The organism is Nesterenkonia populi (genome assembly GCF_007994735.1).
Classification (GTDB): domain Bacteria; phylum Actinomycetota; class Actinomycetes; order Actinomycetales; family Micrococcaceae; genus Nesterenkonia; species Nesterenkonia populi.
In genome coordinates, this window is the sequence record NZ_VOIL01000001.1 from 1,697,238 (window position 1) to 1,718,823 (window position 21,586).

Sequence of the window (21,586 nt, forward strand, 5' to 3'; positions counted from 1 at the left end):
CATGGCCGCTGACCTCCTACACTGCACGGGATTGCCCCATGCACTGCTGAGCTGATCCCACGGGAGGGTCTTCGACGATGAGCGCGACAGGTGAGAGAACTGTTCGGCTGCGCCTGAGCACGGTCGCCGCGGTGACTGTGCTGGCCGTGGCCTCCTGCGGCATCACCGAGGACGAGCCGGAGCCGGCCGAGGAGGCAGAGGGCACCGGGGAGGCCCAGCCCGGCCAGGACCTCGGTGAGGACGCCCCTGAGGCGGAGCCCGATGAGGAGGACGAGGCCGAGGAGGCCCCCCGCCTCGCCCAGCAGGGGGTGAGCGCCGGGCACCCCCTCGCGGTCGAAGTCGGTGAGGAGGTTCTGGCTGAGGGCGGCAACGCGGTGGACGCCGTGATCGCCGCCGCCTTCGCAGTGGGCGCCGTGGAGCCCCCGGCTTCCGGCATCGGCGGTGGCGGCTCGGTGATCCTCGCCGGCCCGGACGGCGACCCGGTCTTCTACGACTTCCGTGAGGTGGTCAGCAACGACGGCGAGATCCCCGACTCCGGGACCGGCATCCCCGGGTTCGTCGCCGGCATGGGCCAGCTGCACGAGGACTACGGCACCCAGGAGTGGGCTGATCTGCTGGAGCCCACCCGTGACCTTGCCGAGGAGGGCTTCGAGGTCAGCGATTACCTCTCCCAGCGGATCGGCGGGGGGTGGGGCCCCGAGTACCTCTCTGACCTGGAGGCCTTCAGCCCGGACGGGGCCCCGCTGGAGGCTGGGGACGACCTGGTCCAGCCGGAGCTCGCAGACACCATGCAGCAGCTGATGGACGCCGGGTGGGAGGACTACTACACCGGTGAGCTCGCCGAGTCCGTCGTCGAGCAGGTCGATGGGATCGACGCAGAATCCCTGGCCGACTACGAAGTGATCCAGGGCGAGCCGGCCACCGGGGCATTCGGCGACTATGAGATCGCCTCCGCGGCCCCCGGGCTGCCGGGAGCCGCGCTCATCCAGACGCTGCAGATCGCCGAGCACAACGGCATCGGCGACATGGAGCCCGGATCCGCGGAGTACATCAGCACCCTCTCCGAGGCGTGGGCCGCGGGGGAGGAGACCATGCACAACGATCTCGGCGACCCCAACTTCGTAGAGGTCGACACCGGTGAGCTCACCGACCCTGAGGCGAACGCCGAGGTTCAGGCCTCCGGTGCCCAGACGGCCTCCGGCGACCCCGACGCCTCCGCGCCGAACACCACCCACCTGGTGGTGGTGGACGAGGACGGGCTCGCGGTCTCGATGACCAACACCATCACGGACTTCTGGGGCTCAGGGAAGGGAGTGGACGGCTACTTCATGAACAACTCGCTGATGCGCTTCGAGACCTTCGACTCAGAGATGAACCAGCCCGAGCCCGGACGCCGCTCCGTCACCTGGTCGAACCCGACCGTGGTGATGGATGACCAGGGACGCCCCATCATGCCCATCGGCACCCCGGGCGGCGCGCAGATCCTCCCCACCACGGCGAACGCCCTTATCCTGCGGTACCTGCACGGGATGAGCGCCCAGGAGGCGGTGGACGCCCTGCGATTCCGCAACGAGGACTCTTCCCTCTACCTGGAGGAGGGCCACGACGAAGCGCTCCTCGACGAGCTGTCCCAGGAGGGCTGGCAGCCCGAGGAATGGGAGTCCCCCAGCTTCGGCTCCGTGCAGCTGCTGGAGATCGACTACGAGACCGGCGAGCTCACCGGCCCCGACGACTCGCGCCGCGACGGCGCCCACGCGATCATCGGAGACTGATCCACTAGGCTGGGAGCACACCACGGGGTGCCCGCAAGACCGCCGCGGGCTGAGAGAACACCCGTCGAACCTGTGAGTCAGCACTCGCGAAGGGAATGGTTATGCCGATCCCCAATGTCCTGTCGATCGCTGGGACCGACCCGACCGGCGGCGCCGGGACCCAGGCGGACCTGAAGAGCTTCGCCGCCTTCGAGGCGTACGGGATGTGCGCAGTCACCGCCCTGGTGGCCCAGAACACCCAGGGGGTCCGGGAGATCCACGCCCCGCCGACGGATTTCCTCCGCGCCCAGCTCGATGCCGTCTCCGACGATGTCCGGGTGGACGCAGTGAAGACTGGGATGCTCGGCACCGCCGGCATCATCGAGACCATCACCTCCTGGTGGGAGGAGACGTATGCGGCAGATGCGCGTCCGGCGCTCATCGTTGACCCGGTCATGATTGCCACCAGCGGGGACCGGCTCCTGGAGAAGGAGGCGGAGCAGGCGCTGATCGGGTTCCTGGACCACGCGGATCTCATCACCCCCAACGCCCCCGAGCTCGCCCTGCTGGCCGGGGCGGAGGAGGCGGAGACCCCGGAGCAGCTGGTGGAGCAGGCGGAAAGGGTCGCTGACACGCATGACGTCGTGGTGCTGGCCAAGGGCGGGCACCTCACCCAGCAGGCCGTCGTCGACACTCTGGTCTTCCCGGAGGGAACGGACGGCCGCCCGGAGGCGTACAGCCTCAGCTCGCCGAAGGTGGACACCAAGAACACCCACGGCACCGGCTGCTCGGTCTCAGCGGCCTTCGCCGCACTGCGCGCCAGAGGACTGTCCTGGCAGGAGAGCCTCAACCAGGTGAAGCCCTGGGTCACCGCCGCCCTGCGGCAGTCGGACCAGCTGAGCGTCGGCCGGGGCAGCGGTCCCATCCACCACGCGGCGACGTACGAGCTTTAGTTGTTCTCGGAGCGCTGGACGATGTCGTCCCAGTTCCAGACAGGGGTCCGGCCGTCGCCGGCGAACCACTGGGCGGGGTCCGGCTCGTCGGCCCGGGGCGCCTGTCTGCGCAGGGCGGTGACCTTGTCGCGGATCTCAGCCATCTGGGCGTCCAGGGCGGAGGCCTTGTCCGCGGCGTCGCGGAGCTCGTCGAGGATCTCGGAAGGCACCTCGCCCTCGTAGGTGTAGTAGATCTTGTGCTCCAGCGAGGCCCAGAAGTCCATGGCGACGGTGCGGATCTGGACCTCCACGTAGACGAACTCCGTCCGGTTGGAGAGGAACACCGGGACCTGCAGGATGACGTGAAGGGACTGGTAGCCGTTGAGCTTGGGCCGGCTGATGTAGTCCTTGACTTCCACGACGCGCAGATCGGGCTGGGAGCAGAGCATCTCGGCGACCCAGTAGGCATCGGACACGAAGCTGCAGGTGATGCGGATGCCGGCGATGTCGCGGATGCTGTGCCGGATGGACTCCAGAGTGGGCTCGCAGCCGTACCGGTCCGTCTTCTCGAGGATGCGTTCCAGGGTCTTGAGACGGTAGTTGACGTGCTCGATGGGGGAGTAGTCGCGCGTGTGCTCGAACTCCTCCCGCAGCACGTTGATCTTGGTGAGGACCTCGTCCATCCCGAACTTGTAGTGCAGCTGGAATTCGGTCAGCTGCCGACGAATGTCGATCATCCGGTCGAGATGGGAGGCGGACCCGTTGGAGTCGGCGTTGGTGGTCAGCTGATCGAGCAGCTTGCGATAGGGATGACCTGCTCCGCCGAGCGTCTCATCGGGCGAAGTGAGTGCCTGGGTTGGCTCCATGGGCATGATTGTCTCCCGATCCCGGCAGGAATGTGAAGACCGACTCAGCCGAGCGGTCAGCCGCGGATTTCGGCGACGGCGGCCGCCGCCTCAGCCGCCAGGTGCCTGATCTGGGCGTAGTCGCCTGCGTTCAGGGCCCCTTGGGGTGTGATCCAGGAGCCGCCGACGGCGCGGACGGCCGGCAGGCTCAGGTAGTCGGCGAGGTTGTTGAGGCTGACCCCGCCGGTGGGGACGAAGCTGAGCCCCCCGAAGGGTGCTGCCAGCGCTTTGATGGCGGCCGGGCCCCCGGAGGTGCCGGCTGGGAAGAACTTCACGGTGTCGAGGCCGCATTCGAGGGCTGCCTGGATCTCGGTGGCGGTGACCGCGCCGGGCAGCACGGGCAGGCCTCGGTGCTGGGCGCGCTCGATGACGCGGGCGGAGGTGCCGGGGGAGACGATGTACTGGGCACCGGCGTCGGCGGCGGCGTCGACCTGCTCGGCGGCGACGACTGTGCCCGCGCCGACGAGCACGTCAGGGCGGGCCTGGACGGCTGCGGCGATGGCCTCGGCGGCGGCGTCGGTGCGGAAGGTGATCTCCGCGGCGGGCAGACCTCCCTCGGCGAGCGCCTCAGCCAGCGGCGCGGCCTGCGCGGCGTCGTCGAGGGCGATGACGGGGATGACCCCGACGGCGGAGAGCCGGTCGAGGACAGTGCTTGTGCTGGCGGACATCATTGGCCTTTCCTGTGCTGCACTTCACTTTTAGGCAGAAATGATCATACCATTGGGGAGCTGCGAGGCCCGGGCGAGGATGCCCGCTGCTGAGCAGCAGTGACCTCTTTTCTCCTCAGCAGACTCAAGGATGCGACTGCATGAAGATCCTCGCGCTGGAAGCGAGCACCACCTCGGCCAAGTCGATGCTGTTCGACACCGAGACGCAAGAGACCATAGTGGAGACCCGCCGCTTCGAAGTCGACGGGCCGGACACCTCCGTCAGGGATGCCGAGAGCATCTTCACCCAGCTGATGGCGCTGGGCCGCGAGTCAGCCCTGGGGCACAGCGTGGACCTCGTCGCGCTCTCCGGCACCTGGCACGGCCTGACCCTCCGCGATGCAGAGCTCAATGAGATCTCGCCGGTGCAGGAGTGGTCCTACACCGGCGCCCAGGATCTCTGCGCGAACCTGCGGCAGGACGAGCAGTTCACCGAGTGGTTCTACCGCCGGACCGGATGCATGGTCAACGCGATCTACCCGGCGTTCAAGCTGATGCTGCTGCGCGAGAACGGGGTGGACATCAGCGGCGGGACGGTGCTTGACCAGAACAGCTACAACTTCGCCCGGATGACCGGCTGGAGGGCCACCAGCGTCTCCCAGGCGTCCGGGACGGGACTGCTGAACGCAGAGACCTGCGCCTGGGACCAGGAGATCCTCACGGAGCTGGGTCTGACCGAGGTGCACCTGCCTGAGCTCACCGACGGCGAGACCACCGCGCCCCTTCAGGCGGAGGCCGCCGCGCTGCTCGGCATGGAGCAAGGGGTGCGCGTGCTGGTGCCCGGCCCCGACGGCGGCATGAACCAGGTGGGCAATGCCGCCACCAGCCCGGGGGAGATGACCTTCTCCATGGGGACTTCGGGTGCGCTGCGCCTGGCCGCGGAGGCGCCCTCGTTCTCCCCGAGGATGAGCACCTGGTCCTACCGCTCGCCGGTGGGATGGCTCTCCGGGGCGGCGGCCTCGGGATGCACCAACTGTGTGGACTGGGCGAAGGACCGCCTGTTCGAGCCCGGCACCACCTATGCGGATATTGAGCCTCAGCTCTCGGATGAGGTCAGGGACCTGCCGCTGTTCATGCCCTTCCTCTTCGGGGAGCGGTGCCCGGGCTGGCAGGACCAGCGCCGCGGCGGCTTCCTCGAGCTGCATCCCTCGCACAGCCGGGCGGACATGTACCAGTCCGTGCTGCACGGGGTCACCCTCTCCCTCTACCACTGCTACCGGGAGCTGACCGCGCTCAACGGCGCCCCGGAGCGGATCATCCTCTCCGGCGGGGTGCTGTCCTCACCGTTCTGGACGCAGCTGGTCGCTGACGTCTTCAGGGTTCCCATGGAGCTCTCGGAGCTGCAGCACAGCTCCGTGGTGGGCGCCGTGCGCATGGGGCTGCGGGCACTGGGCCTGGACGAGGACCAGCCGGCGTTCCGGGAGGAGAGCCGACGGGTGGTCCGTCCTCGGCCGGAGCTTGCCGACTACTACGCCGCTCAGTTCCAGCGATACCTGGAGGGCTACACCCGCACCCACCCCGGGTCGGCGAGCCTTGCGAAGGAGGATGCTGCATGAAGGTCCTGATCACCCCCACCTCGCTCTCCAAGCAGCCCGACCACCCCGCGCTTGACCCTCTGCGGCAGGCGGGTGCGGAGATCACGGTGAACCCGTACGGACGGCCTATGGCTCCCGATGAGCTCATCGAAGCGCTTGACGGAGTCGAAGGCGTGATCGCCGGCCTGGACAGCTTCACCGAGGAGGTCTTCGCCGCGGCGGACAGTCTGCGCGTGATTGCCCGGTACGGGGTCGGCTATGACCGGATCGACCTGGAGGCTGCCCAGCGGGCGGAGGTCCGCGTCACCAACGCACCCGGTGCCAACGGGCACTCGGTCGCAGAGCTTGCGCTGGGACTGATGTTCGCCGTCGCCCGGCAGATCCCGCAGACCTCCTCGGCGGTGGCCGCGGGCCAGTGGCCGCGCTTCCAGGGGATCGAGCTGGCCGGCCGCCGCCTGGGCGTGCTGGGCCTCGGCTTCATCGGGCGAGGTCTGGCGCGGATGGCGTCCGGCATCGGCATGGACGTCTGCGGCTTCGACCCTGGTCTCACCGAGGAGCAGATCCGCGGGTTCGGCGTCACCCCTGCCGGGCAGGACGAGATCTTCTCCAGCTGCGACGTCCTCAGCCTCCACATTCCGCTGAACGAGCACACTCGCCACCTGGTCTCCGCGCAGCGGATCGCGGGCATGCCGCAGGGCGGCATCATCATCAACACTGCTCGCGGCGGGCTCATCGACGAGCAGGCAGCGGCCGAGGCCCTGGACGCTGGTCAGCTGCACGGGATCGGGCTGGACGCCTATGAGACCGAGCCGCCCACCGGCTCCCCTCTGGTGAGGCACCCCAGGGTGGTTGCCACCCCGCATTCCGGGGCGCACAGCGAGGAGTCCGTGGCACGCACCGCCTCTGCGGCGGTGGAGAACCTCCTGGCGGCTATGCGCGGCGAGGAGCCGCCCAGCCCCATCGTCTGACCGGGACTGCGCCAAGGGGCGAGCTCAGCCCAGCGTGCGGACCTCGTTGAGGATGGAGTCGCAGTAGGCCCGCACATACTTCTCGGCGGCGTCGGCGTCGCCGCGGACGATCGCGGTGGCGGCCTCGACGTGGTTGTGCAGGGATTCCTCCACCGGGTCGCCGGGGGTGAGGCCAGCGTTGTGCCGGCCGCTGATCATCTCTGCCACCGGCTCTTTGAGCGCGGCGAGCATCAGGTTGCCGCAGGTGTCGAGCAGCAGGTTGTGGAAGGCGATGTCCGCGGCGAGGTACTCCTCGGTGTCGCCTTTGCCGGCGTCGCCGAGGGTCTGCAGCACGTGCGCGAGCCGGCCCATCTCAGTGCGGTCCTCCTCGGAGGCGCGCAGGGCGGTCAGCCGTGCGGCGGCAGGCTCAACGGCCACGCGCAGCTCGGTCAGCGCAACAAGCTGCTGGGGGCGGGCGGGGGAGTCCAGCCGCCAGCAGATCAGCGCGGAGTCCAATGCGCTCCACCGGGACATGGGGGTCACGGTGACGCCCACCCGCCGCTTGGACTCCACCATGTGCTTGGACTCCAGGACGCGGACGGCCTCACGGATGACAGTGCGGGACACCTGGTAGTCGGCCTCGAGCCCGGCTAGGGTGAGCACCGTGCCGGAGGGGATCTCCCCGCCGGCGATGCGTCTGCCGAGGTCATCGAGCACAGAGTTGTGTGAGGGCTGCACAAGACCTGCTTTCTTCTGGTCGGGGCCGCGGAGAAGTGCGGGCACCAGCTCCACACTATGGGATCTGCGCCACACGCCATGACCACAGGTGTGCCTAATGATTGAAAAAGGTATGACGTTTGTGGCAAGCTCTTCCACGTTCCTTCGTGTGATCGTTGACACAGACGTCAGAAGCGGTCAGCACGAGTTCCTGCAGATTCAACGGAGATTCTTATGGACGACTGGACCCAGACACTGGGCACCGGGCCGCTTCTGGCCATCGCAGTGGGCGCCATCGCGCTCATCCTTCTTCTCATCATCAAGTTCAAGGTTCATGCCTTCCTCACCCTGATCATCGTCTCCGCGCTGACCGCTGTGGTCGCCGGGGTCCCCATGGGCAGCGTGTACGACGTCATGACCGACGGATTCGGCTCCACCCTTGCCGGGGTCGCCCTGCTGGTCGCGCTGGGCGCGATGCTGGGCCGCCTGATCGAGCACTCCGGCGGCGCCAAAGCACTGGCGGACAAGATGATCTCAACCTTCGGCGAGAAGAGGGCGCCGATGGCCCTCGGCATCGCCTCGCTGCTGCTGGGCTTCCCGATGTTCTTCGACGCGGGCCTGGTCATGATGCTGCCCATCGTGTTCGCCGTCGCCCGCCGCATCTCGGACAAGTCCGTGCTGACCTTCGGCATCCCCACCGCGGCCGCCTTCTCCGTGATGCACGTGTTCCTGCCGCCCCACCCGGGCCCGGTGACCGCTGCCAGCCCGGACTTCTACGACGCCAACATCGGCCTGGTGCTCCTCATCGGCCTGATCATCGCCTACCCGCTGTGGCACATCGCCGGCTACATGTGGGGCCGCTACGTGGGTGATCGAATCTTCGTGCCCACGCCCACCATCTTCGGTGAGCGTGATGACGATCAGCCCTCCAACCCGCCGCACGTGGGCACCATCATCGGTCTGCTGCTGACCCCCATGACGCTGATCCTGTTCAACACCGGGCTGGACACCCTGGCCACCGCTGGGGTGGTCAACGAGGACGAGCTGTGGGTGGAGACCCTGAGCTTCCTCGGAAACTCCGCGATCGCCCTGCTGATCACGGTGCTGATCGCAAGCTTCCTGCTGGGATACCGCCGAGGCGAGAACGGCACCGCCCTCGAGAAGCTGCTCGACTCGTCTCTGGGCCCCATCTGCTCGGTCATCCTGATCACCGGCGCCGGCGGCATGTTCGGCGGGGTGCTCCAGGCATCCGGCATCGGCGAGGCGATCGCCGAGGCCCTCTCCGGCACCGGCATGCCCGTGATCCTGGCCGCATACCTCATTGCCGCAGCCATCCGGCTGGCTCAGGGCTCAGCAACCGTGGCGCTGGTCACCGCGGCAGGCCTCGCTGCTCCCGCTGTGGTCGCAGGCGACTTCAGCGAGCTGCAGGTGGCCTGCATCGTGCTCGCCACCGCCGCGGGCTCGGTGTTCGCCGGACACGTCAACGACTCCGGCTTCTGGCTGGTGGGCCGGCTCATGGGCATGGACGTGAAGACCACCCTGAAGGTCTGGACCGTGCAGCAGGGCCTGCAGTCCCTGATCGGCTTCGGGCTGGTGTCCGTCGTCTACGCCGGAGTGTCTCTGCTGTGACGGCTTCGCGAGCGACCCAGCTGTTCGACATCACCGGCAGGCTCGCGCTGGTCACCGGCTCCTCCCGCGGACTGGGCCGAGCGCTCGCCCTGGCCCTCGCCGAGGCGGGAGCACGAGTCATCCTGCACGGACGAAGCGCCGAAGCGCTGGCTGAGACGTCTGAGCTCATCGAGCAGCGCGGGCAGCAGCCTGCGGGCTCGGTCCGCTTCGACGTCACGGACAAGGACGCCGTCGAGCAGGGCCTCGAAGCTCTGCTCAAGGAGCACGGCACTCCCGACATCGTGGTCAACAACGCGGGACTGCAGCGTCGGGCGCCCATCCACGAGTTCGACCCGGACGACTGGGACGCGGTGCTGGCCTCCAACCTCTCCAGCGCCTTCTACGTCTCTCGGTTCGTCACACCCTCGATGGTGGAGCGCGGATCCGGGAAGATCATCAACATCGCTTCGGTGCAGTCCCAGCTGGCTCGCCAGACCATTGCCCCCTACTCGGCGAGCAAGGGCGGGGTAGCGCAGCTGACCAAGGGCATGGCCGCCGACCTGGCTCGGCACAACATTCAGGTCAACGCCCTCTCGCCCGGATACTTCGCCACGGAGATGAACCGCGAGCTCGTGGAGGACGAGGCCTTCGACTCCTGGCTGCGCGCCCGCACCCCGGCGGGGCGGTGGGGCAGCTTCGACGAACTGGCAGGGGCCCTGCTGTTCCTCTCATCCGAGGCATCCAGCTTTGTCTCCGGGCAGAACATCTTTGTCGACGGCGGCATGACGGCCGTGGTCTGAGCCGCGGCGCCGAGGAAGGAGACCCATGCGCGCGCTTTATATCGAGTCGGCCGAGCAGGCCGCCGTCAGGATTGTTGAGGTGCCCCAGCCGGCTGCCGGCCAAGTGCTCATCGACGTGGAGTATGTGGGGATCTGCGGGTCAGACCTCCATTACTTCTATGAGGGTGCCAACGGCGAGTTTGAGGTCCGTGAGCCGCTGATTCCGGGCCATGAGCTCAGCGGTCGCGTGGCCGAGGACCCCTCGGGCACGTTCGAGGCGGGCCAGCCGGTCACGGTTCACCCCGCACGCTTCGGCCGGCAGCAGGCCGAGTACCCGGATGACCCTCACCTCTGGCCCGGGGGATCGTACTTGGGTAGCGCGTCGACGTGGCCCCACACCCAGGGGGCTGCGGCCCAGCAGCTGCTGGTCGAGTCCGGAATGGTGGTCCCGCTGCCGGAGTCGCTTCCTGTGCGCCGGGCAGCGCTGGCCGAGCCGCTGGCGGTTGCTCTGCACGGTGCATCCAGGGCAGGAGACCTCACGGGCAGGACGGTGCTCGTCTCCGGCGCCGGACCGATCGGTCTGCTGGCGCTGGTGGCAGCGCGCGCCGGAGGGGCTGCCGCGGTGCATGTCAGCGACGTCCTTCCGGGGCCGCTCGAGCGGGCACTGAGAATGGGCGCCGATGAGACCATCAACGTTGCCGAGCAGCCGGTGCCGGTGAGCTCATACGACGTGGTGCTGGAGTGCTCGGGGGCCGCGCAGGCCATATCGGCGGCTCTGACGGCCGCCAGGCCCGCGGGGACCGTGGTGCAGGTGGGGATGGTGCCCAGCCAGGCGCGTCCTGTGAGCCTTGCTCCTTACATCTCCAAGGAGCTCACGCTTCTGGGCACATTCCGCTTCAAGGATGAGATCCACCGAGCGGTGGAGGTTCTGGCCTCGGATGATTCCGTCGAGGCCCTGCTGACGCACGAGTTCAGCATCGATGAGTCCGACGCCGCATTTGCGGCGGCGCGGGACGCTCAGAGCAGCGGCAAGGTGCTTCTGCGCCTGTAGTTCCAGCCTGCGAAAAGCGGCCCTCACCACATCATGTGGCGGGGGCCGCTTTCGTCCAGCACCACATATTGTGCCGACACGCCCGGCCGCAATTGTGGATCGGATAAGTGCACACCTGTGGAGGAGGGGCAGTCCGCGACGCCGGATCCGCAGTATTGCGCCGAAGTTCTCATCCACAGGCGCTGTGCACTTCGATGAGGAGAACTACACTGGTGTGAGTACATCATCTTGTGCCTGCTGACGGGAGCAGACCCAAGATGTAGTATTGAGGCAGTCCGCAGGGGGCAGGCGGAGAGCGGCCTGAAACCACGGACCCCCAATATTTCACGCAGCAATGGTTCGAGGAGTCTTCCCATGAGCGTCACCGTCTACACCAAGCCGGCATGCGTCCAGTGCAACGCCACCTACCGTGCCCTCGACAAGAACGGCGTGGTCTACCAGACCGTCGACATCTCACAGGATGCTGAGGCGCTCGAGCGGGTCCGCGCACTCGGCTACATGCAGGCTCCCGTGGTGATCACCGATGCTGACCACTGGTCAGGCTTCCGTCCGGACAAGATCAGCGAGCTGGCCGTCCAGGCCCAGGCCGCCGCAGCCTGATCGCCTGATAGGAGAGTCCCGTGCTCACCTCAGCCACGCTGATCTACTTCTCCTCGGTGTCGAACAACACGCACCGGTTCGTGGAGAAGCTGAGCCTGCCTGAGGACGAAACCGCGCGGCTGCCGCTGCGCACCAGTGAGGACACCCTGCAGGCCACGGAGCCCTTCGTGCTCGTCGCCCCCAGCTATGGGGCTGACGGCGGCGAGGGCTCGGTGCCCAAGCAGGTCATCAAGTTCCTCAACGTAGAGTCCAACCGGCGGCTGCTGCGCGGCGTCATCGGCTCGGGCAACACGAACTTTCAGGAGAGCTACTGCATCGCCGGCGACATCATCGCCGCCAAATGCGGGGTTCCTCACCTGTACCGATTTGAACTCATGGGCACTGAGAAGGACGTCTCCACAGTGCTGAAGGGATTGGAAGAATTTTGGAAACAGCAGTCAAGCCTCTCAGCCGCGTAGCCGACCCTGCCCTGGCCAAGGAGGTTCCCCCGCAGTGGGAGGGCCTGAGCTACCACGAGCTCAACGCCATGCTGAACCTCTACGGCCCTGACGGCCAGATCCAGTTCGAGGCTGACCAGCTGGCTGCCCGGAAGTACTTCCTCAACAACGTGAACACCAACACGGTGTTCTTCCATGACCTCGATGAGAAGCTCAACTACCTCGTGGAGAACGACTACTACGAGCCTGAGACCATCGACCAGTACTCCCGCGAGTTCGTCCGCCGCCTGTGGGACGAGGCCTACGCCTATAAGTTCCGGTTCCCCACCTTTCTCGGCGCCTTCAAGTTCTACACCTCGTATGCGCTGAAGACCTTCGACGGCAATCGCTACCTGGAGCGGTTCGAGGACCGCGTCTGCATGGTGGCCCTGCACCTGGGCCGCGGCAGCGAGGATCTGGCCACCCGCATCATGCAGGAGATCGTCTCCGGACGGTTCCAGCCGGCCACCCCCACCTTCCTCAACTCCGGGAAGAAGCAGCGCGGCGAGCTGGTCTCCTGCTTCCTGCTGCGGATCGAGGACAACATGGAGTCCATCGCCCGCGGCATCAACTCCGCCCTGCAGCTCTCCAAGCGCGGCGGCGGCGTGGCGCTCTCGCTGACCAACGTCCGTGAGAACGGCGCCCCCATCAAGCAGATCCAGAACCAGTCCTCGGGCGTCATCCCGGTGATGAAGCTGCTGGAGGACTCCTTTTCCTACGCGAACCAGCTGGGCGCCCGGCAGGGTGCCGGTGCGGTGTACCTCAACGCCCACCACCCGGACATCCACCGGTTCCTGGACACCAAGCGGGAGAACGCGGACGAGAAGATCCGCATCAAGACCCTCAGCCTCGGCGTCGTCGTCCCAGACATCACCTTTGAGCTGGCCAAGAAGAACGAGGACATGTACCTCTTCAGCCCGTACGACGTCGAGCGCGTCTACGGGAAGCCGTTCAGCGAGATCTCGGTGACCGAGAAGTACTACGAGATGGTCGACGACGGCCGGATCCGCAAGACCAAGATCAACGCCCGCGAGTTCTTCCAGACCCTGGCGGAGATCCAGTTCGAGTCCGGCTACCCGTACATCATGTTCGAGGACACCGTGAACCGGGCCAACCCCATCGAGGGCCGGATCACCATGTCCAACCTGTGCTCCGAGATCCTGCAGGTCTCCGAGCCCTCCGAGTACGAGGCGGACCTGGGCTACGCGCAGGTCGGCAAGGACATCTCCTGCAACCTGGGCTCGCTGAACATCGCCAAGACGATGGACTCGGTGGACTTCGGCCAGACCATCGAGACCGCCATCCGGTCCCTGACCGCGGTCTCCGACATGTCCTACATCGAGTCTGTGCCCTCCATCGCTGAAGGAAACAAGCGCAGCCACGCCATCGGCCTGGGCCAGATGAACCTCCACGGCTACCTGGCCCGCGAGCGGGTCCACTACGGCTCCGAGGAGGGCCTGGACTTCACCAACATCTACTTCTACACGGTGCTGTTCCACTGCCTGCGCGCATCGAACATGATCGCGAAGGAGACCGGCCAGGTCTTCGACGGCTTCGAGCGCTCCCAGTACGCCACCGGCGAGTTCTTCGACAAGTACACCGAGCAGGCCTGGGCGCCCAAGACGGAGAAGGTCCGGCAGCTGTTCGGCCACGTGCACATCCCCACCCAGGCGGACTGGCGTGAGCTGCAGGCTGAGGTCCAGAAGCACGGGATCTACAACCAGAACCTGCAGGCTGTGCCGCCGACGGGCTCCATCAGCTACATCAACAACTCCACCTCCTCGATCCACCCGGTGGCCTCGCCCATCGAGATCCGCAAGGAGGGCAAGCTCGGCCGCGTCTACTACCCGGCGCCGTATCTCACCAACGAGAACCTGGAGTACTACCAGGACGCGTACGAGATCGGCTATGAGAAGATCATCGACACCTACGCCGCGGCCACCCAGCACGTGGATCAGGGGCTGAGCCTGACGCTGTTCTTCAAGGACACTGCCAGCACACGTGACATCAACAAGGCGCAGATCTACGCGTGGAAGAAGGGGATCAAGACCCTCTACTACATCCGCCTGCGGCAGCTGGCCCTTGAGGGCACAGAGGTCGAGGGCTGCGTCTCCTGCATGCTGTAGGCTCCCCGTGCGCTGAGCGCGGAGACCAGACGTTTTCGAATAAGCACGTGGCGCCGTCGGGGCGCCGGCCGTGAGGGATCACTAAGAGGGCTGAAGGAACTATGACCACATCAGCAGAGGCTCAGACCGTATCTGGTCTTCTCGACCACGTCGACGCGATCAACTGGAACCGTCTTGAGGATGAGAAGGACGGCGAGGTCTGGAACCGTCTGGTCAACAACTTCTGGCTGCCGGAGAAGGTCCCGGTGTCCAATGACGTCCAGTCCTGGGCGACCCTCACGGAGGAGGAGAAGACCCTCACCATGCGGGTCTTCACCGGTCTGACCCTGCTGGACACTATCCAGGGGACCGTGGGCGCCGTCGCGCTGATCCCGCATTCGCTGACCCAGCACGAGGAAGCGGTGATGACCAACATCGCCTTCATGGAGTCGGTGCATGCGAAGTCCTACTCGCAGATCTTCTCCACCCTGTGCTCCACCAAGGAGATCGACGAGGCGTTCCGCTGGTCCCGTGAGAACGAGAACCTGCAGCGCAAGGCTCAGATCGTCATGGACTACTACCACGGCACTGACGGGCTGAAGAAGCGTGTGGCCTCCACGATCCTGGAGTCCTTCCTCTTCTACTCGGGGTTCTATCTGCCGATGCACTGGTCCTCTCGGGCCAAGCTGACCAACACGGCGGACATCATCCGCCTGATCATCCGTGATGAGGCGGTCCACGGCTACTACATCGGCTACAAGTACCAGCGCGCCCTGGAGCAGGAGACCCCGGAGCGTCGCGAGGAGCTGAAGGCCTACACCTTCGACCTGCTCTTCGAGCTGTATGAGAACGAGGTCCAGTACACCGCTGACCTCTACGACGGCGTCGGCCTGACGGAGGACGTGAAGAAGTTCCTTCACTACAACGCCAACAAGGCCCTGATGAACCTGGGCTATGAGGCAATGTTCCCCTCAGAGCTGACGGAGGTGAACCCGGCGATCCTCTCGGCGCTGAGCCCCAACGCGGATGAGAACCACGACTTCTTCTCCGGCTCCGGCTCCAGCTACGTCATCGGCAAGGCCGTGGAGACCGAGGACGAAGACTGGGACTTCTGAGCCTTTCTAAAGACAGATGTCCTGAGTTGTCGCCGTAAGGCTTGGTAAGGGGCCCGGATCCGCAGGTTTCTGCAGGTCCGGGCCCTTTTTCGTGCCTCCTCCTAACGAACACAGGAGGACGAATATGCCCACCAGCAGCCTTACGCAATGGCACGAAGGTGGCACGCGCACACCTTCCGGGTGCAAGCAGAGCGGACTGCGAGCCCTATTTTGGCTCGGTGACCCCGTCAGTCTCGTGCCACAACGTGCCATAGAGGGTTCACGGAATGACGTAAAACACTTTGTCAGACCCGGTTTCAGGGGCTCTGTGAGACCTAGTGGCACGAAGTGGCACGGCGGTCCGCTCCAGTCCATCCGAGACCTGGGGAGGACCCGATGACGGCCACGACGGATCGAAAGACACGCTCACGACGGGAAGGCTGGGGGAGCCTGCGCAAGCTCTCCTCGGGTCGGTGGCAGGCAAGGTACCCCGGGCCAGACGGACAGACCTATACGGCCCGGACCGAGGACGATAAGCCGCTGACCTTCCTGACCAAGACCGACGCACGAACCTGGCTGGCCAACGTCCATACACAGATCGCCCGAGGACAATGGGAACCCCCGGCCGTGGTGGCGGCTCGTCGACGGGCAGAGGCCGAGGCGGAGAGGGCGCGGACCCTCGGTTTCGCTGAATATGCGGAGCGCTGGATGGAAATGATCCGTACCCAGCCCAACCGCAGCGGCAAGAAGCGTTCCGAAGGGACGATCCGGTCCTACCAGAGCAAGGTCAGCGGATACCTCATACCGGAGTTCGGAGATACACCGCTGCGGGACATCGACGCCGCACGTATCAAAGTGATGACCGATCGGCTGGATGCGATCCCTTCACCGTTGAACCCGAAGTCCAAGTTCAACGGAGTCACCCGGCCAGTGCTGGCGGTGCTGATGATGATCCTGCGCCAAGCCGCCCGGGACGGAATCATCCCAGCAGCACCCCCGGTCTCAGTGCCGAAGCAGGAATCTGTCCGCTACGACTCCGACCACGCCGAGACTGACGACGTCGCCAGACCCGACCAGGTGGAGGCCTTGTACGACGCCACACCTGAGCATTTCGGGATCATGGTGCTGCTGGCCGCGTGGTGTCAGCTCAGGCGAGGGGAGTGCTTGGGTCTGCAGCGTCGGGACATCATCTGGCATGAGGACGGCACCGCGACCCTTTACGTCCATCGTCAGCTTAACGCCAACACTGGTGACCTGACCATGCCGAAGACCGAGGCCGGCAAACGCCCGCTGAGCGTCCCCGACATCATGCTCCACCGTCTGAGGAAGCACCTGGAAAGCAATGTGGCGCCCGAGGCGAAAGCACCCGTGGTGCCAACAACACGGCGGGGCAGTGTCCCCTTGTCGAACACCCGGTGGGGGTACATATGGGCCGAAGTCCGTGAGAAGGTCAACGATCTGCCCCACCGTTATCGCTTCCACGACCTGCGCCATACGGGACTTACTATCTTCGCCCAAGAGGGAGCGACACTGGCCGAGCTGATGCGCCGCGGAGGTCACTCAGACATCCGAGTCGTCCTGCGCTACCAGCACAGCACCATGGCGCGGGACCGGGAGCTGGCTGAGCGAATGAGCAGAACGGCTCAGGCCAAGATCGAGGCCCGAAAGAAGGCAGATAAGGAGTGCCAGGGCCGAGATGGACACCTATGAGATGTCAGAGCCACGAAGAAGGGGGGTGACACCTCATGGCAATGCAGGACAAGAAGGCATCAGCCGATCAGCAGCTGGTCTCGCTCGCGGAAGCGGCTGAACAGTTCGGCGTCTCGGTGAAGACCATTCGACGCCGCATCGCTGACGGCACAGTACATGGTTACCGTGTCGGGCGACTGATCCGGGTGGACCTCAACGAGCTCCAGCAACAGCTGCTGGTAGAGATCCCCTCGTTGAAGTAGAAAGTCGATCTTCGCACCCAATACTGGTGGAGGATGGTCCCGCTCAAACAGCGAGGCCATCCTCCACCAGCGTGAAGCGCAAGCCGATCAATAGGTCTCTGCCTGGTCGTCGAGGTGTCGGAAGAACTCGTCTTCGGCTTGGCGTCGTTGTGCGACTTGGGCCATTACGAAGTCCACGAACTCGTTTTCGCGGTTTTCGATGGTGAGGTCTTCTATGGTTGGTGCGCGGTCTTCTCCGGGCCAGGAGGTCTGGCGGGTGGGTCGGTCCCTGTCTAGCCGGGTGCCGGACGCTGCGACCCATTCGCGGAGCCGGGCTCTGGCGTCTGCGAAGTCGCGGTGCCAGCCGATGGGGACTGAGGCGTTCTGTTCGGGGTCGTAGGCTCCGAGCCAGTGCAGGTGTAGGGCGGAGAGTTCCCACACCAGTTCCGGGTGGTGGTGCCAGAACGGTGGGATCACACTGGCTGGTAGCCCGTAGGTGCGCCGCAGCCAGTGGACCCATTTGTTTAGTTCCAGCCATTCAGCTTCCAGGTCATCGGCGGAAAGCAGGTTCCAGTTGATCGGCTTCGGTGGCTCAGGGAGGTCACCGCCGGGGTCGAAACCCGGCTCAAAGCCGGGGTCCGGTTCGTCATAGGCCGTGTCATAGGTGTCGTGGGCCTGGTAGTCCTCCGGCCCCGGGTCGTGTGGGGTGTGCTGGTTCATGGCTCTGGCTCCTGGCCGGTGTCAGAGGCTGAGGTTGGGCGGTTCGGACTGCGGGTTCTGCCGCTGGGGTGCCTCGAACCCTGCGGCGTCGCGTTCGACACTGCGGCGGGGTGTGCGGTCCACCTCGTAGCGGGTGCGGGCCATGTCATGACCGATCCGGCGGGCCACGAACTCCTCACCGGGAGCGGTCAGCCCGTTAGCGTCGGTGTATTCGTATTCGCGCACGTAGCCTTCGGCGATGATCTTGTCGCCCTTGGCCAGGCGTTCATGGCCCTGCTCGGCGGCGGCTTTGAAGGCCACCAGGTTGTGGAAGGTGGTGTCCTTCTGCGTGAACGACCCATCGGCCTCGCGCTGGTAGTGCTCCTTGCCCACCTTGACGAACAAGCGCGGGTCACCGTTTTCGGTGTAGCTCAGCTGCGGTGCTGAGGCGATGAAACCGGAGAATGACTGCTGGGTATGGATCGCCATGACCAGGGCTCCTTATCTGCCACGGCCACCGCCCTTGTGCAGGTGGCCTCTGCCAGACAGGTGCACCCAGCACCCCGGCGCTAGGTACGCGGGTGGTGTTGGAGCATGGCTTCGATCTGCTCCCGGTCGGCCCTCAGGTCGGTGGCCTCTGGTCGTTCGGTCCAGCGGCGCAGGTCGGTGATGATCGGCGGTGCCGTCCGCAAAAGGGTGACCCCGGTGCCGAAGGGCAGGGTCCTGATCCGGTCTGGTGGCAGCACCGAGACCCGGCGAACAGATCGCTGGTTCGAGCGGGTGCCGTGATCCCCGATGGTGGTCGAATCGGTGTACTCGTCACGTTCCCCGATGAGGGTGGAGAGGTCTTGGAGGTCCCGGGAGTTCGAGGCTCCACCGAGGATGATTTTGACGATCGCGGCATCCCAGATCGCCCCGGCCTGGTTCTCTGACCACTTCTCCCTGGCCTGTGCCAGCGACTGAAGCACCGGCAGGGTGGTGATTCCGGTGCCCCCGCCTTCAGCCATCAACGTCGGCAGGCTGGGTAGGGGTGCGAGGTTGCCGATCTCATCCAGCGCCAACAACAGCGGCGGGTCCAACCGTGCACCGGGTAACCTGGCGGCCATACGCCGGGCGGTCTCAACCAGGTCTTCCACGAACGCCGCCACCAGAGAGGCAGAAGCCCCGGCGCCTGCGCCGGTGGCCAGCAGGAACAGGCTGCCTCGGTCCTGGATGAACTGCTCGGGGTCGAAGTCCTCCCCGGCCCGGGGTGAGACCGCATCCAACACCCGAGGGTCAGCCAGAGCCGACAAAGCGAGGGAGACGCCCTGCCAGATGGAATCCCGGGTCTTCGGGTCAGCTTCCAGCATGGAGGCCAGCGAGTCATCCCATCCGGTCGCCGCCCTGGGGGTGCTGGCCAGGATGGTGACCGCCTCGGCGGCGGCTGAGGGGTCCAGGGTCCAGCGGAACAACTCAGCCGGTGACCGATGATCCAACGCTGCCGCATGGAGTAGGGATTGGAGGGCGGTGCGGGTTTTGCCTTCCCAGAACCCGCCGGATTCGACACCGCCAGCGGACATGCCAGTCGCTGAAGCCAGCCCGGTGGCCCGGATCATCGCCATCAGCGGGTCCTCACACCCCCGGATAGGTGACCAGCGCATCCCCGCAGGGATGCCCTCTGCCAGGTGTTGGGGGTCGAAGACCGCTACCGGGCCGATCTTCTCCCGTGCCCGCAGTGTGGCGGTGAGATTATCCGGCCGGGTGGATGTCGTCACTACTGCCCCGGGTGCATCCAGGATCGCGTTGATGACGATGTGGAGGCCTTTACCGGATCGGGGTGGGCCGATCAGCAGGATCGAGTCCTCCACCGAGGCCCACACCTGCTTGCCCGCAGAGGTCCCCAGCAGGTAGCCGACATCCTCGGCCCGCGGCTTCACCAGGGAAGGCCGCAGCGTCTCAGCCCGGCGTAACAGTGCTTTTGGTGTGGCGACTTTGGCGATGTCGCCACTGGTGGCGGTGCCTACCAGTCGATGCGGATCGGCTTGTTTCTGTTGGCCCCAGCGGCGCACCCGCACCCACACCCAGGTACCGGCCCCGGCCAGCCCGGCGAGCATCACCCCACTGGTTATCCAGTAGGCCACCGGATGCAGCCCCTCCGCTGCTAGCGCGGCGGCAGGACCACCAGGGCTGAACAACACCGCCAGCCCAGCAGCCGGACCAGCCTCCGGCAGTGATGCGCCGGTGATCCAAGCGGCGACAGTACCAGCGGCACGCAGGATCACCGCCACACCCGCCGTCACCATGAGCAGGATGATCAAGGCGTTAGTGACCTCATCACCCATACCCCCGGCCTGACGAGACCCCGGAGTGATACCCCGGGTCACGGCAACCGCCTCACCAGCGTGGTCCCCGAGGACCGGCCAAAGACCAGCACCTCAGCACCAGCGCGCAGGGTGGCCTTCTGCCGCCTGCTCAGACGGGCCTCAACCTCCCCGTCCTCATTGGCCGTGGTGTCGGTGACCACCGCAGCGATAGCCACGTCTTCACCGGGCAGGAACCCCTCACCCGAGACCGTGGCCGTAGCTGGCTTCCCGCCGGGCTTAGACCGTGCCGACTCTGACGGTTCCTGCTCGGGGGCAGGCTCGGCCTGGGTGCGGCGATGGGCTCGGATGATGTCAGTAAAAGTGGACCCGTCGGTTTCGTGGACCTCGATCCGCACCGTCCGAGTCCGGTCCTCAGTGACCGCATCCAGCACCTCACCGAATCGGGCACGACTCCACGCCCCCTCGTTTTCTGGCGCCGGGAAGTCCTCGCCATCCACGGTGACCGCCATGGTCCCGGTGGGATCAGTGACGGTGATGACTACATGCGGCAAGACCGGAGGAACGGAGGGTTCGTCGTGAGGCCGGTCGTTCTTCTGCGGTTTACGGCGTGGAGGACCGGGGTTCTTTCGGCTCATGCCCATCAGGTGCACAAGTCGAACCAGATGTTATTGACTGCACGCCAGCGAGGGCACATCAGCTCCCGCAAGGGAACCAAGACGGTCGAACAGGTAATCACTAGTATGTGTTGGTGGTGTCTTGGGGCGAAGGAGGACGGAACTTGATTGAAGCGTTCGAGGGAATCCCTGATTTGGTGACATTCGTAGTGTCTGTCCTCGCAGGCCTGATTTCAGTTGTTTCGTTTCTTCTGGCAAGGCGAGCAGAAAGAAGTTCTGGAGCTCTTGCGATGGACAGCAACCTTCTTCAGCTTCGAGAAATCATGCTGAGCGATGAAGTTAGGCGGGCGATGCGAACAGTCGTGTATTCGCCGCCAATCATCCGAAAGGCCGAAGAAGACTATTCCCCGTGGTCGTCCTCCCAGACTTACCTTTCCGACCAGTCGGTCAGTGAGGCAGTTCAAAAGGGCGGCGCTTCAGATCTCTACCAGTTCACCGAGGCATATGCCACACTGGTCATGATTGTTTCTCGGATGGAGACAGCAGCGCCCCTCTCGCGTAGAGGCTTCTTGGCTAAACGATGGCGGAAACGAAGTACCGAACTGTACGGCCACCTGAATGAAATTTTGAGCGTGACTCGTGAAGCGAGGCACGAGCTGAGAAAGTTCGATCTGCTGTGGCCGCTTGGCCAGGAAACCCTGGGAGGCCCACCCACCTTGCTTTCCGATGACTCAATAGAGTCTCAGCTCTCGCGCCTGAATAAAGTAAGGGACAATAAAAATGCCATGGAAGTAAAGCTTCCTAGCTAGCAGTTCCTGAATGACAGGGATAT

General features: G+C 65.5%; 21 protein-coding genes. 14 read left to right on the forward strand and 7 right to left on the reverse strand.

The genetic code is table 11. The features are described 5' to 3' along the window. Window positions 1-77: 77 nt before the first annotated feature. Window positions 78-1,772: a gamma-glutamyltransferase family protein gene (locus tag FWJ47_RS07805; RefSeq protein ID WP_147106471.1), complete on the forward strand. Its 1,695-nt coding sequence runs from the start codon at window positions 78-80 to the stop codon at window positions 1,770-1,772. 101 nt (window positions 1,773-1,873) lie between these two features. Next, window positions 1,874-2,704, forward strand: coding sequence for a bifunctional hydroxymethylpyrimidine kinase/phosphomethylpyrimidine kinase (gene thiD, locus FWJ47_RS07810; RefSeq protein WP_246126213.1), 831 nt, complete (start codon window positions 1,874-1,876; stop codon window positions 2,702-2,704). On the opposite strand, the gene FWJ47_RS07815 is transcribed toward thiD, so the two are convergent. Both FWJ47_RS07815 and eda read right to left on the reverse strand, forming a co-directional pair. Further along, entirely contained in the window at window positions 2,701-3,549 is an 849-nt protein-coding gene (locus FWJ47_RS07815; protein WP_211358985.1) for a GTP pyrophosphokinase, read from the reverse strand. The two genes, thiD and FWJ47_RS07815, sit on opposite strands and share 4 nt — an antisense overlap. A 56-nt stretch (window positions 3,550-3,605) precedes the next feature. Continuing rightward, window positions 3,606-4,256: a bifunctional 4-hydroxy-2-oxoglutarate aldolase/2-dehydro-3-deoxy-phosphogluconate aldolase gene (gene eda / locus FWJ47_RS07820; protein ID WP_147106478.1), complete on the reverse strand. Its 651-nt coding sequence runs from the start codon at window positions 4,254-4,256 to the stop codon at window positions 3,606-3,608. A gap of 140 nt (window positions 4,257-4,396) precedes the next feature. Here eda and FWJ47_RS07825 point away from each other — a divergent pair, with 140 nt between their 5' ends. Continuing rightward, entirely contained in the window at window positions 4,397-5,851 is a 1,455-nt protein-coding gene (locus tag FWJ47_RS07825; protein WP_147106481.1) for a gluconokinase, read from the forward strand. Further along, window positions 5,848-6,798 carry a phosphoglycerate dehydrogenase gene (locus FWJ47_RS07830; protein WP_147106484.1) on the forward strand — a complete coding sequence of 317 codons (951 nt, stop codon included), beginning with the start codon at window positions 5,848-5,850 and terminating at the stop codon, window positions 6,796-6,798. The genes FWJ47_RS07825 and FWJ47_RS07830 overlap by 4 nt, the downstream gene beginning before the upstream one ends. 24 nt (window positions 6,799-6,822) lie before the next feature. On the opposite strand, the gene FWJ47_RS07835 is transcribed toward FWJ47_RS07830, so the two are convergent. Next, window positions 6,823-7,560: a FadR/GntR family transcriptional regulator gene (locus FWJ47_RS07835; protein WP_147106487.1), complete on the reverse strand. Its 738-nt coding sequence runs from the start codon at window positions 7,558-7,560 to the stop codon at window positions 6,823-6,825. Between the two features lie 168 nt (window positions 7,561-7,728). Between FWJ47_RS07835 and FWJ47_RS07840 the strand changes: the two genes are divergently transcribed. From FWJ47_RS07840 to FWJ47_RS07880, 9 genes are all read left to right on the forward strand, one after another. Further along, complete coding sequence (locus FWJ47_RS07840; protein WP_147106491.1) at window positions 7,729-9,123, forward strand: GntP family permease; 1,395 nt, start codon at window positions 7,729-7,731, stop codon at window positions 9,121-9,123. Continuing rightward, on the forward strand, window positions 9,120-9,902 hold the full coding sequence (locus FWJ47_RS07845; protein WP_147106494.1) for a glucose 1-dehydrogenase: 783 nt from the start codon (window positions 9,120-9,122) through the stop codon (window positions 9,900-9,902). The genes FWJ47_RS07840 and FWJ47_RS07845 overlap by 4 nt, the downstream gene beginning before the upstream one ends. Before the next feature lie 25 nt (window positions 9,903-9,927). Further along, the gene (locus FWJ47_RS07850; protein WP_147106497.1) at window positions 9,928-10,932 is read left to right on the forward strand and encodes a zinc-binding dehydrogenase; all 1,005 of its coding nucleotides are present in this window, start codon (window positions 9,928-9,930) and stop codon (window positions 10,930-10,932) included. A gap of 354 nt (window positions 10,933-11,286) precedes the next feature. Continuing rightward, on the forward strand, window positions 11,287-11,532 hold the full coding sequence (nrdH, locus tag FWJ47_RS07855; RefSeq protein ID WP_147106501.1) for a glutaredoxin-like protein NrdH: 246 nt from the start codon (window positions 11,287-11,289) through the stop codon (window positions 11,530-11,532). A gap of 20 nt (window positions 11,533-11,552) precedes the next feature. Beyond that, window positions 11,553-11,990, forward strand: coding sequence for a class Ib ribonucleoside-diphosphate reductase assembly flavoprotein NrdI (nrdI, locus tag FWJ47_RS07860; RefSeq protein ID WP_147106504.1), 438 nt, complete (start codon window positions 11,553-11,555; stop codon window positions 11,988-11,990). A gap of 11 nt (window positions 11,991-12,001) precedes the next feature. Then, a complete protein-coding gene (gene nrdE, locus FWJ47_RS07865; RefSeq protein ID WP_246126329.1) occupies window positions 12,002-14,134 on the forward strand; it encodes a class 1b ribonucleoside-diphosphate reductase subunit alpha in 2,133 nt (710 codons plus the stop codon). Between the two features lie 101 nt (window positions 14,135-14,235). Next, window positions 14,236-15,228 (forward strand): class 1b ribonucleoside-diphosphate reductase subunit beta, encoded by a 993-nt coding sequence (nrdF, locus tag FWJ47_RS07870; protein WP_147106512.1) that lies wholly within the window; start codon window positions 14,236-14,238, stop codon window positions 15,226-15,228. 375 nt (window positions 15,229-15,603) lie between these two features. Beyond that, the gene (locus FWJ47_RS07875; RefSeq protein ID WP_147106515.1) at window positions 15,604-16,917 is read left to right on the forward strand and encodes a tyrosine-type recombinase/integrase; all 1,314 of its coding nucleotides are present in this window, start codon (window positions 15,604-15,606) and stop codon (window positions 16,915-16,917) included. A 35-nt stretch (window positions 16,918-16,952) separates the two neighbouring features. Then, a complete protein-coding gene (locus tag FWJ47_RS07880) occupies window positions 16,953-17,159 on the forward strand; it encodes a helix-turn-helix domain-containing protein (RefSeq protein ID WP_246126214.1) in 207 nt (68 codons plus the stop codon). Between the two features lie 87 nt (window positions 17,160-17,246). Here the strand turns inward: FWJ47_RS07880 and FWJ47_RS07885 are convergent, their stop codons facing one another. The 4 genes from FWJ47_RS07885 to FWJ47_RS07900 form a co-directional block, all read right to left on the reverse strand. Beyond that, entirely contained in the window at window positions 17,247-17,858 is a 612-nt protein-coding gene (locus FWJ47_RS07885) for a hypothetical protein (protein ID WP_147106518.1), read from the reverse strand. Between the two features lie 21 nt (window positions 17,859-17,879). After that, complete coding sequence (locus FWJ47_RS07890; RefSeq protein ID WP_147106521.1) at window positions 17,880-18,326, reverse strand: single-stranded DNA-binding protein; 447 nt, start codon at window positions 18,324-18,326, stop codon at window positions 17,880-17,882. Between the two features lie 80 nt (window positions 18,327-18,406). Continuing rightward, a complete protein-coding gene (locus FWJ47_RS07895; protein WP_147106524.1) occupies window positions 18,407-20,158 on the reverse strand; it encodes a type IV secretory system conjugative DNA transfer family protein in 1,752 nt (583 codons plus the stop codon). A 38-nt stretch (window positions 20,159-20,196) separates the two neighbouring features. Further along, window positions 20,197-20,691, reverse strand: a complete 495-nt coding sequence (locus FWJ47_RS07900) for a hypothetical protein (protein WP_246126215.1) — start codon at window positions 20,689-20,691, stop codon at window positions 20,197-20,199. 227 nt (window positions 20,692-20,918) lie between these two features. Between FWJ47_RS07900 and FWJ47_RS07905 the strand changes: the two genes are divergently transcribed. Next, window positions 20,919-21,563: a hypothetical protein gene (locus tag FWJ47_RS07905; protein WP_147106527.1), complete on the forward strand. Its 645-nt coding sequence runs from the start codon at window positions 20,919-20,921 to the stop codon at window positions 21,561-21,563. The last annotated feature ends 23 nt before the right edge of the window (window positions 21,564-21,586 follow it).